This is a genomic window from Pseudoalteromonas sp. Z9A6 (genome assembly GCF_011378805.1).
In the GTDB taxonomy this organism is placed as follows: Bacteria; Pseudomonadota; Gammaproteobacteria; order Enterobacterales; family Alteromonadaceae; genus Pseudoalteromonas; species Pseudoalteromonas distincta.
Window position 1 is genome coordinate 133,255 of sequence record NZ_WTKZ01000002.1, and the last position, 11,838, is coordinate 145,092.

The window sequence follows — 11,838 nt, forward strand, 5'->3', positions numbered from 1 at the left end:
CTAAAACGCATATACTGTATAAATGTACAGTATATGCGTTTTGTGTAAGTTATGCCAAGAAATGTATAACCGATCAATCCATATTTTTGATCATTTGCTGTGCGATATCTAAAAAGTCTTTGATTTGCTGAGGGTTTAAGTTTTTACACATTTGATTATTTATTTTCTGCTCTGAGGCTAATAACTTATCAAAAAGAACTTTACCTTGCTCTGTGAGCGACAAAATAAAGCAGCGCTTATCGTGCTCACTTGCCTGCTTATTTATTAAATTTAAGCCAATAAGATCTTTAATTAAACGTGCTATTTGCGCTTTGTCGCGCTGCGTTTTAGTAACAATATCGTTAGCCGTACAGTTATTTACGTTCGCAATAATATGTATGCAGCGTACGTGCATAGCATTTATACCAAGTTCGCCTGCGTTAATTGCTTCACGAATTGTGACGCGGTAATTTTGCATCAATTCAAACAGCGTATTTGATAAAGGTGTATTCATAAAACCCTCAATGTAGTTGACAAAGTCAATTAATTTGTTATAGTTGATTTTATCAACCAATGGGGCGTTGTGCAATTAAACATGTAATAAACCTTCTGAGGAGATCAAAATGAGTAGAAAAGTACGTCGTGCAACCGTAATAAGCACAACAGCGATAGCTCCGCATTTAAAGCGTTTGGTTGTTGGTTCAGATGAGTTTCATGATTTTCCTGCGGATCAACAAGGTGCGTACGTAAAAGTACTATTACCACATGCTGGACAAGATGAGGTTGAAATTGACCTCAAAGCAGCTGAACCTGCACCTAAGCGCTCATATACAATCAGAGCGATTGATACTATTAACCATACAATTACGCTTGATTTTGTCGTCAATCAGCATCGTGGTATCGCAACTGATTGGGCTAAACAAGCAAAACCTGGTGATAAACTCGCAATTGCAGGCCCTGGCCCTAAAAAGTTGGGTGATTTTAGTCAGTCGCAGTATTTGATGATTGCTGATTTAACCTCAGTTAATGCTATTAACGGCTATTTACAACAACTACCTGCAACAGCTGATGTTGATGTGGTCATACACGTTACAGACTCCCAAGATATCATCAAATTAGATACAATAGAGGTGCATACTAAACATCGTATTAAGTGGTTAGTTACGACTGAGCCACAAATAGAGTTAGTAGAGCAGGTCGCGCACTGTTTAAATAAGTACACGGGCACACCATTAATTTTTATGGGGCTTGAAGGCTCACTTGTGCGCACAATTCAAAACCTTGCGAAAGAGCAGTTTGCGGTCCCCAGTGCAAAAATAGTGTGTTCAGCGTATTGGAAGCGTGGCATCGATGCCGATGGCAAACCAGCCCCTTAGCCATAAGTGAATGTTGTAGTAATGATAAATTAGAGTGCATACCCATGAGAGGAAGTTTACTTAAACAAAATAAGCGTCTCACAGCACTTACTTTAGAATAAGTAAACTTAGGTATGCACTCAGGTTCGGTGTCGAGACGTTAAAGAGTCTTAACTAATCGATTTAAGCATTTAACTTCTAGCGGGCTAAATAAAGCGCTAACTGCATTAGTAGTTTTTGATTGTCGCAATGTTAATCTCGACAATTGCTCCACGCTTTTGGATCACTTGGGCGGCCAGTAAATTACCCGCTTGTGCACATTGTTTTATAGGTTGCTCTGTTAACCACTGGGCTAAAAAGCCGGCGTTAAATGAGTCACCTGCGGCGGTAGTGTCGATCACTTTTTCTACAGCGACAGTATTAAACAGCTCGACTGAAATTGAATTATCAAGGTGTTTTTTACTGTATTGGCAGCCATCCGCGCCGAGTTTTACAACGACCTCATGAGCGCCTTGTTGGTGCAAACGCTCGGTACATTGCGCAACATTACTATCTCCCCATAATTGTGCTTCATCGTCAAAGGTCACTAATGCTAAATCGGCTAGTGCGTATGCTTTATTATTGGCAAGGTGGCAGTGCATTTTGCTTGACCATAATGCAGGGCGATAGTTGCTATCATAAATAATTTTTATGCCTTGCTGTTTTAGTAACGCTAAATGGCTGAGTAAAGTATGGCAATCTTGCTCTGCTAAGATTGCCAGCGAGATCCCCGATAAATAAATAGCATCAACTTCGGCAAGGTTGGTTAGTACTTTTTTAAAATCAGTATGTTGCAATAAATATTTAGCGGCTGAGTCGCTACGCCAATACTGAAAAGTACGCTCCCCTGACACATCGTTTTGAATCATATACAAACCTGGTTGTTTGTTATGACTGAGCAGCACATTGTCAGTATTAATATGGTGAGCTTGCCATTTTTCAATCAGTGCACGACTTAGTGGATCAGTGCCCATGGCACTGACGTAATTGACGTTTACTTCATTGCCTGCGAGTTTTTTTAAGTAAATGGCGGTATTCATGCTGTCGCCGCCATAATTTTGTTGCATAGCAGTAAATGGTTGGCCGCTAAGCTCAACCATACATTCGCCAATAATTGCGATGGACTTAGGTGTCATTTATAACGTCACTCCTTTTTTCCAAATAGCGACTTCACGAATGTCGTTTATTTCATTGCAAGTTGGTTGGCCGTTTACGATGTTGACTAGCAGTTCAACAAACTCCCCGTGGACTTGCTCCATTGAGACATCGTTAATTAAAACGCCAGCGTCAAAATCTATCCAGCGTTTTTTCTTATTGGCAAGTTCTGAATTAGTAGCAATTTTTAACGTTGGCACAAATCCACCATAAGGCGTACCGCGGCCAGTGGTAAATAACACCATATGACAACCTGCAGCACCAAGTGCGCTGGTGGCAATAGGGTCGTTACCTGGTGCATCTAATAGATTTAATCCAGGTATTTGCAGGCGTTCACCATAGTGTAAAACCGCTTGTACTTTACTGGTGCCGGCTTTTTGCGTACACCCTAATGATTTATCTTCTAAGGTAGTGATCCCGCCTTTTTTATTACCTGGCGACGGATTTTCATAAATAGGTTGATTATGAGCTTTGTAATAACCTTTAAAGTTATTAACCATGTTAACGAGCTTGTTAAAGGTTTCCTCGTCTTTACAGCGCGACATTAATAAAGTTTCAGCGCCAAACATTTCAGGTACTTCGGTTAATACCGTTGTGCCACCTTGAGCAATTAAATAATCTGAAAAATAACCCAGCATCGGATTCGCCGTGATACCAGACAAACCATCGCTGCCACCACATTCAAGGCCAAACTTTACTTCAGATAAAGTACCTGGTTGACGTTTATCTTGTTTTACTTGGGCATAAATTTGTTCAAGTAGCGCAACGCCTTCTTCAATTTCGTCATCCGCTTGTTGGGTGATCAAAAACTTAATTCGGCCTTCATCGTAATCCCCTAAGCCATCACGAAATGCCGGTAATTGATTATTTTCACAGCCTAAGCCAACGACTAAAGCGCCACCAGCATTTGGATGCAGTGCCATGTTTTGTAGCAGTATCCGTGTTGTGTCTAAATCATCGCCCAGTTGAGAGCAGCCAAACTGGTGAGGAAACGCATAAATGCCATCAATTTCTAATTGTGGATGACGCAGTTTAAACTCTTTGATCATTTGGTTGATCATGCCATTAACACAGCCTACCGTAGGGATCAGCCAGATTTCATTACGAATGCCAATTTCACCGTTTTGTCTACGATAAATATTTACTTCAGGCGAAGGGGTCGCTTCACTTTGCTCAATAAACTCAGGAATATACTGATAATCCAGTTCATCATTGAGGGTGGTTTTAACGCAATGGGTATGCACCCAACCGCCTTTTTGAATATTCTCTAGGGCAAAGCCAATGGGGGCACCGTATTTAATAACATTCTCTTGTTTATTAATATCACGCAGCGCCACTTTATGGCCTTTATCAATGTTCTCATTGACTAAGATCTCTTCGCCATCAACGGGCAATATTTCACCAGCGGTGATATTACGCATTGCAATGGCAACATCATCAGTTGGGTGTAGTTTAATTAATGGTTTCATATTATTGGCCTAACTGGTTAGTAAGCGTAGTAGCTACACCTTCAGTGAGCATATTACGTAGGTGAGCTGTAACGGTGGCAGTTAATTCAGGAAGTTCATTTAAATCACTTTCCCAATGCCATTGTGCCCCTAGTACTTGTTCAACAAGCGTGTTTAAGGATAGGGTGTTGTTATCAAAGTCATGCCACAGGGTATTAAATAGTTCTAGCCATTGTGGTGCATCGCTCAATTCAATTTGCTGCTCATTACGTAGGCCTTTATACATCAAAATTTGCCCTGCAATAGCCAATGCCATCATATTCGGTACGGCGTTATTTGTTTTCACATAGGTGTGCAACTGCGGCAAAATACGGGTCTTAAATTTAGTCATACTGTTGAGTGAAATAGACAGTAATAAATGGCAAATATACGGATTTCTAAAGCGGTTCAGTACATCATTGGCAAAGCGCTTTAATTCATCTTCAGGTAAATCAAGAGTGGGAATAATTTCAGCAAAGATTAATTGCGTTAGGTATTTTTCAAACAAAGGATCGGCCAGCGCATCGCCCACAGAATCAATGTTCGCCATGTAAGCTAGTGGCACTAAAGCCGTATGAGCACCATTTAAAATACCGACTTTTTGTTGTTTGTAAGGTGAAATATCATCAACAATTTTTATATTTAGATCACTGTCTTGCAAGCATAATAATTGTGCTAGATGCTGCGGTCCTTGAATAACAAACAAGTGAAAGTACTCAGCGGTCACCATAAAGTTATCTAAATAACCTAACGATTCTTGTAGTTGTTGATGCTCATCACGGGGGAAGCCGGTGACAATACGGTCAACTAAGCTTGAGCAAAAGTGGTTAGCTTCATTCAACCAGCTTGAAAACGCCTCAGGTAGTTGCCAAAGTTGGCAGTATTGAAACACGATTTCTTTGAGTTTCTCGCCATTGTAGTCAATTAACTCACAAGGGATGATCACCATACCGCTGTCAGCTGAGCCGTTAAAGTGATTAAAGCGATGGAACAACCACTGCGTTAATTTAGCTGGGAATGCCTTAGCGGGAGCGTCGTCGAGTTTATCAGTATCAATATATTCAATACCAGCTTCAGTGGTATTTGAAAAAATAATTTTCAGATCCGGATTCTCAGCTAATGCCATATAACGCGGAAAATCTTTATAGACAGGAATTTCTTCATTGATTGAACTAATAATACGATGATCGGCGACGGTTTCACCTTGCTCGTTTAAGCCACGAATAATAGTGGTATACAAACCGTCTTGAACATTAAGTAAAGGAATTGCGTCATAATCAATAGGACGAATAACTGCAACGCCGGCGTTGAGAACACTTGTTTCATTGAGTTTATCAATTTGCCAATCGATAAATGCACGCAAGAAATTCCCCTCACCGTATTGCATTATTTTTGTTGGGTATTTGTCTTTATTAAAGTTTTTTCTATTCAGTGCTTGCATAATAAGAACCTATAAATGTTATATGGGCTGATTGATATTTATATCTTAGTCATATTTGCCACCGGTGGCAAATAGTATTTGACAAATTGCCACCGGTAGCGAAGAATGAGTGTTAACAAGTTTAGTTAATTCAATTTACATTGAATTAGTAATTACGTAATAAATACTTTAATACAGGAGTTTAAAATGACAGCTACCTTGTTTGATCTAACTTTAAAAACAGCACTCGTCACCGGTGCAAGCCGCGGCCTGGGTCAACAAATTGCAATGGGTTTAGCCGCTGCTGGCGCAAAGGTTATTTGCAGTAGTAGCAAAGAGCGTGGCTGCCAAGCAACGTGTCAGATGATCGAAGAACGTGGCGGTGTGGCTTTTGATTATGCTGCTGATTTGAGTAATGCAGACTCAGTTAATGCATTAGCAAACAAAGCGTTAACGGAACATGGCGAAATAGATATTTTGGTCAATGTTGGCGGCACTATATTTCGCAGCCCAGCGGTTGACTACCCGTATGAGCAGTGGCAGAACGTGATGAAAGTAAACCTTGATGCCAGTTTTTTATTGGCCCAAGCGGTTGCGCCAAACATGATCAAACAAGGGTTTGGAAAAATAATTAATATTGCCTCAATGCTGTCATACAGCGGCGGTATGACAGTACCAGCATATACCGCGAGCAAACATGCGGTAGCGGGTCTTACTAAAGCGCTGGCAAACGAATGGGCGCAACACAATATTCAGGTTAATGCTATTGCGCCAGGTTATTTTAGAACCGACAACACCCAAGCATTACAAGATGATGCCGCCCGTAATAGTGAAATTGAAAAGCGTATCCCTGCGGGGCGTTGGGGTGAAGCAGAAGACTTAATTGGTTCAGCCATATTTTTATCATCAACAGCCAGTGACTATGTCAATGGCCATATTCTCGCGGTTGATGGTGGCTGGTTAGCACGATAATTTTTAATTTTAGGTAGCATATTATGAACACACAAATAGAGTCACGTTATGCCGTTGGTCCAAATGAAGTTAAAGGCTATGACACCCAACAGTTAAGAGATGAGTTTTTGGTCGACAAACTCATGCAAGAGAACACCATTTATTGGTTATACACCCACTACGAGCGTTTTATGGTGGGCAGTGCGGTGCCAACCAGCGCACCGCTTAGGTTAGAAACGGTAGACAACTTAAAAGCAGCAAACTTTTTAACGGGTAGAGAGCTTGGTGTGATCAATGTTGGCGGCAGCGGCACGGTGACTGCTGATGGAGAAGATTTTCAGCTTGGCTATAAAGATGCCTTGTATTTAGGTAAAGATACCAATGAGGTGCTGTTTACTAGTCATGACAGTGGCAATCCTGCAAAATTTTATCTTAATTCTGCACCAGCTCACCACAAATATCCAAATAAGTTAGTGACACGTAATGATGCCAATGTATTGCATTTAGGTGCGCTTGAAACCTCCAATGAGCGCGATATTAATCAGATGCTGATCAATACCGTAGTACAAACATGCCAACTACAAATGGGGCTAACGGAATTAAAACCAGGCAGCGTCTGGAATACCATGCCAGCTCATCAGCATGATCGTCGCAACGAAGTGTATTTTTATTTTGAAGTGCCAGAGCAGCAAGCGGTGTGTCACTTTATGGGCGAGCCGACTGAAACTCGCCATATTTGGGTACATAACGAGCAAGCAGTGGTATCGCCACCATGGTCAATTCACTCAGGTGCTGGCACACAAAACTACAGTTTTATTTGGGGCATGGCAGGCGAAAACCTCGATTATGATGATATGGATAAATATCAACCGGGCGAGCTGAGATAATCAGCTCTTTCATGATCATATAGCGATAAGAAGAAATAATAATGAATAGAAATCTTCTCATAAAGATAATGCTAGTTTTGTCGTTATTTTTACTAACTAGTTGCACTGATGACAAAAAAACAGTGCGATTAACTTTGGCACATACATTAGACACGCGCCATGTGGTGCATCAAGCAATGGAATATATGGCTGAACGTTTGGCATTTTATTCAAATGGCACAATGGAAATTGTTATCTATCCAGGTGGTCAGTTGGGGTCTGAACGTGAACTCATTGAACTATTGCAAATAGGTAGCTTATCAATCACTAAAGTATCGGCAAGCCCGCTGGAAGGCTTTGTACCTGAGATGAAAGTGTTTGGCATTCCGTATTTGTTTCGCGATAGTGAACATTTTTGGCGTGTACTTAAAAGTGACTTAGGCACCGAGCTACTTAATAAAGTAAGCACTGCAAGGCTTAAAGGTTTGGGATATTACGATGCAGGCAGCCGCAGCTTTTATACCACCAATGGCGCGATTAATACCCCGGATGATTTAATAGGAAAAAAAATTCGCGTGTTAAATAGCCCTACAGCTGTGGCGACGGTACAAGCGTTAGGCGGCGCTGCAGCACCGATTGCATGGGGCGAATTGTATGCCGCACTGCAACAAGGTGTAGTTGATGGCGCAGAGAATAATCCGCCAAGCTATTACTTATCTCGTCATTACGAAATCGCTAAATATTATTCGCTGGACGAACATACGTTTGTTCCTGATGTGATTTTAGCAAGCTTAAAAGTTTGGAACTCACTTAACAATGAACAACAACAGTGGTTAACCCAAGCAATGGCCGACTCAGTTGAGTACCAACGTTCATTGTGGCAAAACGCATCTGATGAGGCGCTTAAAGCCGTGATCGCAGAAGGCGTACAAGTGACTTATCCTAACAAACAAGCGTTTCAAGATAAAGTGGCTGATTTTCATGCTTCGTTCGCTGATACAGCGGTTGCAGCTCACATAAAAAAAATAAAAAGCATGTAGGAGCAAACAATGCGACAACTCAACACACACTTAAATCGCATCATCGAGCGATTACTGATTTTGGCCATGATAGCAATTGTAACCGTTGTTTGTTGGCAAGTATTTTCACGATTTATTTTACGTGCACCGAGCTCATACACCGAAGAGTTAGCGCGTTTTATCCTGATTTGGATTGGGGTATTGGGCGCATCTTACGCGTATCGCACTAAAGCACATTTAGGACTTGATCTGTTTTATCAAAAAATGATCCCGTCACTTAGGTATAAGTGTTCATTTTTAATCGAAATCTGCGTGCTGATCACAGCATTAAGTATTTTAGTTTATGGTGGCAGCCAATTGATGATGTTGAGCTTTGAATTAAAGCAAACCTCAGCGGCGCTTGAGATCAACATGGGTTATGTGTATGTCGTTTTACCGCTAAGCGGGGTGTTGATTGTGATTAATTGCATTGAAAACCTGATCAATTATGCACAGCAAACATTCACGGAGGAAGCGTAATGGACTTAACAGCCATCGTTTTAATTATTTGCTTTTTTGCTTTATTGTTTATTAATGTACCTATTTCTTTGTGTATTGCGCTATCAACATTAGCAGCGCTATTAATGCACATTGATTTTACGCCTGCCACCACGACCATAGCCCAGCAAATGGCCGGTGGCATTGATAGTTTCGCATTATTGGCAATCCCATTTTTTATCTTGTCTGGATTGATAATGGGTCAAGGCGGCATTGCTAAACGGCTGATTGAATGTGCTATGGCGATGATAGGCTTTTTACCCGGCGGCTTGGCACTAGTAAATGTAATGTCGTGCATGTTATTTGGTGCAATATCAGGATCTGCCGTTGCAGCCACATCGGCGATTGGTAGTTTTATGGTGCCAGAAATGAAAAAACATGGTTACAGTGCCAGTTTTGCTGCAGCGGTTACCGCAAGTGCAGCGACTACGGGCATGTTAATACCACCGAGTAATATTTTAATTATCTATGCCATCGCCAGTGGTGGGGTGTCGATTGCGGCATTATTTATTGCCGGCTACTTACCGGGAATTTTAGTGGGGCTGGCGTTGATGATTGTTTGCGCTATTTACTCTATTCGCAACAATTACCCTGTAACAGCAAGACTGCCATTTAACATTGTGATGAAAAAAATACTCGCAGCTTTGCCAAGCTTATTGCTTATTTTTATTGTTATTGGCGGCATTATTGGCGGTGTATTTACCGCAACTGAAGCAGGCGCTATTGCCGTTATTTATGCTTTAGTACTGTCGGTATTTATCTACAAAGAAATCAATATAGCTGAAATGCCCGCTATATTACTAAAAGCTTGTGAAACAACGGCTATTGTAATGCTGATCATTGCCGCGTCATCGGGCATGTCGTGGTTATTGTCATACACACATATTCCACAGCTGGTCAGTGAGTTCTTTTTAACACTCAGTGATAATCCGATTTTAATCTTGTTGTTGATCAATCTGATTTTAATTTTGGTTGGCGCGTTTATTGATATGACACCTGCGGTATTGATTTTTACACCGATCTTTTTACCGGTAGCTGAGCAATTTGGTATGTCGCCGATTCAATTTGGTATTATGATTGTATTAAACTTATCAATTGGCTTGGTGTCTCCGCCAGTTGGGAGTGTGCTGTTTGTCAGTTGTGCGGTGGCGAAAACATCGTTACATAAAATAATTAAGCCAATGATGCCGCTGTATGCTGTGATGTTTTTAGTCTTGATGTTGGTCACATATGTACCGGCAATCAGTGAAACGTTACCGCGTTTATTTGGTTTAATCGAGTAACTAACCTGAACTTAGGATAATTTATTTGTCAGCGTTTAGGTTAACTTAATCAAACAAATCTGTGATGGAGCTCTACAGCTCCATTTTTCTTTTAAATCAAAGTAGTCAATGTATAACAAGAGCTGACTAACTACTTCTATGGATCTACGGTTAGTGTTAAACTTTGCAATCATCCTAAATAGGAACTTTTATGTCAGTAACGATTAATGATGTAGCTAAGCTGTGCGGTGTTTCAAAGCGCACAGTTTCACGTGTGATCAACCGTTCTCCCGCTGTGGGTGAAGCGACGCGGGAGCGAGTGCTTAAAATTATCAGCGAAGTTGGTTTTTCTCCTGACAAACAAGCACGGGGGCTGGCATCAAGTCGTTCTTATTTATTAGGTTTAATTTATGATAACCCCGATGCATTGTATATTGATCAGGTGCAACGAGGTGCATTAAGCGTCTGCTCTGAACTTGGCTATGAATTGGCTGTTCATCCTAGTTACTCTAAAAGTGCTGAATTTATCGACGATTGCCTGTCATTTATCTCTCGCTCTAAGCTTGATGGCGTGATTATTTTACCGCCAGTATCTGAAAACAAAGAGTTGGCTGCAGCAATTCGTGAAGCAGGTTGTCCTTATGTGCGCTTAGCATCGGTAGATTTAGATGATGCTGATAATATTGTGGTCTCAGACGAACGCGCAGCAATGAAAGAAATGGCCAGCTACTTGGTTGAACTTGGTCATAAAGACATTGGTTTTATTTCTGGACCGCAAGTTTATCGTTCTTCAATCGAACGCTTAGCTGGATTTTTAGCTGAACTGCAACAATGTAATGTGCAACTGCCAGGAAATCGTATTATTGAAGGCAAAAATAGTTACGAAAGTGGTATTGAGTGCGCTATGACATTGTTAAGCACTGAACCAAGACCAACGGCCATTGTTGCTAACAACGACGAAATGGCGGCTGGGGTATTACGGGTTGCCAGTAATTTAAATATCAAAGTACCAGAACAGCTATCAGTAGCAGGTTTTGATGATAATATTTTGGCTTCACGGATCATTCCATCGCTAACGACTATTCGAAGACCGGTACAAAATATGGCATGTTTAGCGGTACAAAAACTCATCAATAAAAGCCAATCGACACAAAGTGAAAAAATTAAATTAGATGACGTAGTCACTCCTTACTTAGTGAAGCGTGAATCTACCAACAGATGCGCTAAATAGTACCGATTGCCCCCCCATAATAACCTTTTTGTTACAGACATATAAAGCGCCTAACTGACAGTAGGGCGCTTACTTCTATCCGTAATCCAATATACTTTTTTTGATTTAATTAATGAGTTAATTAAATTTGAGGAGCACCTTTGATAAAATAGCATGAAATATCGCTGTTAAACCAAACGGCCGATATGCTGCTTAAAGCGTAAAATGCATAGCGCTCGTTTTTAATACCTGGAACATTTTAAGTGCTGTAAGCCCCGGCTGATATCAATTGTATTAAGTTACTGACCATTTATAGCGACAGATAAATACAGTGATAACAAGGCAGAAATTTTGATAGGGTGTTCTTGGCAATTACTCCTGCATTGCTCTACCTCCTGCATCTATGCAGTCGTACTTGAAAAATTACTAACTCAATTTAATAACGTTAACTTCATGCCCTCGCTCTTTAACCGCAGCGCCTGTTAATCTCTTTGTGAATTATTAACTTGAAGATTTTGTTGCGCAAAGAGAAAGGAATGATATGGATAAAAAATACCC

11 protein-coding genes are annotated in these 11,838 nt (G+C 40.8%); 7 read left to right on the forward strand and 4 right to left on the reverse strand.

Annotated elements, in window-relative coordinates; genetic code table 11:
* Nucleotides 1-73: 73 nt before the first annotated feature.
* On the reverse strand, nt 74-493 hold the full coding sequence (locus tag GQR53_RS01370; protein WP_004334811.1) for a MarR family transcriptional regulator: 420 nt from the start codon (nt 491-493) through the stop codon (nt 74-76).
* A 109-nt stretch (nt 494-602) separates the two neighbouring features.
* On the opposite strand from GQR53_RS01370, the gene GQR53_RS01375 reads away from it, so the two are divergent.
* Entirely contained in the window at nt 603-1,355 is a 753-nt protein-coding gene (locus GQR53_RS01375) for a siderophore-interacting protein (protein ID WP_004334813.1), read from the forward strand.
* Between the two features lie 206 nt (nt 1,356-1,561).
* On the opposite strand, the gene GQR53_RS01380 is transcribed toward GQR53_RS01375, so the two are convergent.
* The 3 genes from GQR53_RS01380 to GQR53_RS01390 are packed head-to-tail and all read right to left on the reverse strand — an operon-like array spanning nt 1,562 to nt 5,456.
* Nucleotides 1,562-2,509, reverse strand: coding sequence for a sugar kinase (locus tag GQR53_RS01380; protein ID WP_165742661.1), 948 nt, complete (start codon nt 2,507-2,509; stop codon nt 1,562-1,564).
* The gene (locus GQR53_RS01385; RefSeq protein ID WP_145239125.1) at nt 2,510-3,997 is read right to left on the reverse strand and encodes an altronate dehydratase family protein; all 1,488 of its coding nucleotides are present in this window, start codon (nt 3,995-3,997) and stop codon (nt 2,510-2,512) included.
* A 1-nt stretch (nt 3,998) separates the two neighbouring features.
* Nucleotides 3,999-5,456: a tagaturonate reductase gene (locus GQR53_RS01390; protein ID WP_165742662.1), complete on the reverse strand. Its 1,458-nt coding sequence runs from the start codon at nt 5,454-5,456 to the stop codon at nt 3,999-4,001.
* A gap of 186 nt (nt 5,457-5,642) precedes the next feature.
* On the opposite strand from GQR53_RS01390, the gene GQR53_RS01395 reads away from it, so the two are divergent.
* The 6 genes from GQR53_RS01395 to GQR53_RS01420 all read left to right on the forward strand — a co-directional run bounded on the left by GQR53_RS01395 (nt 5,643) and on the right by GQR53_RS01420 (nt 11,301).
* On the forward strand, nt 5,643-6,407 hold the full coding sequence (locus GQR53_RS01395) for an SDR family oxidoreductase (protein WP_165742663.1): 765 nt from the start codon (nt 5,643-5,645) through the stop codon (nt 6,405-6,407).
* A gap of 23 nt (nt 6,408-6,430) precedes the next feature.
* The gene (gene kduI / locus GQR53_RS01400) at nt 6,431-7,273 is read left to right on the forward strand and encodes a 5-dehydro-4-deoxy-D-glucuronate isomerase (protein ID WP_165742664.1); all 843 of its coding nucleotides are present in this window, start codon (nt 6,431-6,433) and stop codon (nt 7,271-7,273) included.
* Between the two features lie 41 nt (nt 7,274-7,314).
* Nucleotides 7,315-8,292, forward strand: coding sequence for a TRAP transporter substrate-binding protein (locus tag GQR53_RS01405; protein WP_231619922.1), 978 nt, complete (start codon nt 7,315-7,317; stop codon nt 8,290-8,292).
* A gap of 9 nt (nt 8,293-8,301) precedes the next feature.
* Nucleotides 8,302-8,790 (forward strand): TRAP transporter small permease, encoded by a 489-nt coding sequence (locus GQR53_RS01410; protein WP_165742665.1) that lies wholly within the window; start codon nt 8,302-8,304, stop codon nt 8,788-8,790.
* Entirely contained in the window at nt 8,790-10,091 is a 1,302-nt protein-coding gene (locus GQR53_RS01415) for a TRAP transporter large permease (protein WP_165742666.1), read from the forward strand. Before GQR53_RS01410 ends, GQR53_RS01415 begins: the two co-directional genes overlap by 1 nt.
* A 190-nt stretch (nt 10,092-10,281) precedes the next feature.
* On the forward strand, nt 10,282-11,301 hold the full coding sequence (locus tag GQR53_RS01420) for a LacI family DNA-binding transcriptional regulator (RefSeq protein WP_165742667.1): 1,020 nt from the start codon (nt 10,282-10,284) through the stop codon (nt 11,299-11,301).
* The last annotated feature ends 537 nt before the right edge of the window (nt 11,302-11,838 follow it).

What these genes read in the sequence shown, in the direction of transcription:
- GQR53_RS01370 (WP_004334811.1), bottom strand. Translation starts at nt 493, where the DNA reads ATGAATACACCTTTATCAAATACGCTGTTTGAATTGATGCAAAATTAC.
- GQR53_RS01375 (WP_004334813.1), top strand. Translation starts at nt 603, where the DNA reads ATGAGTAGAAAAGTACGTCGTGCAACCGTAATAAGCACAACAGCGATA.
- GQR53_RS01380 (WP_165742661.1), bottom strand. Translation starts at nt 2,509, where the DNA reads ATGACACCTAAGTCCATCGCAATTATTGGCGAATGTATGGTTGAGCTT.
- GQR53_RS01385 (WP_145239125.1), bottom strand. Translation starts at nt 3,997, where the DNA reads ATGAAACCATTAATTAAACTACACCCAACTGATGATGTTGCCATTGCA.
- GQR53_RS01390 (WP_165742662.1), bottom strand. Translation starts at nt 5,456, where the DNA reads ATGCAAGCACTGAATAGAAAAAACTTTAATAAAGACAAATACCCAACA.
- GQR53_RS01395 (WP_165742663.1), top strand. Translation starts at nt 5,643, where the DNA reads ATGACAGCTACCTTGTTTGATCTAACTTTAAAAACAGCACTCGTCACC.
- kduI (WP_165742664.1), top strand. Translation starts at nt 6,431, where the DNA reads ATGAACACACAAATAGAGTCACGTTATGCCGTTGGTCCAAATGAAGTT.
- GQR53_RS01405 (WP_231619922.1), top strand. Translation starts at nt 7,315, where the DNA reads ATGAATAGAAATCTTCTCATAAAGATAATGCTAGTTTTGTCGTTATTT.
- GQR53_RS01410 (WP_165742665.1), top strand. Translation starts at nt 8,302, where the DNA reads ATGCGACAACTCAACACACACTTAAATCGCATCATCGAGCGATTACTG.
- GQR53_RS01415 (WP_165742666.1), top strand. Translation starts at nt 8,790, where the DNA reads ATGGACTTAACAGCCATCGTTTTAATTATTTGCTTTTTTGCTTTATTG.
- GQR53_RS01420 (WP_165742667.1), top strand. Translation starts at nt 10,282, where the DNA reads ATGTCAGTAACGATTAATGATGTAGCTAAGCTGTGCGGTGTTTCAAAG.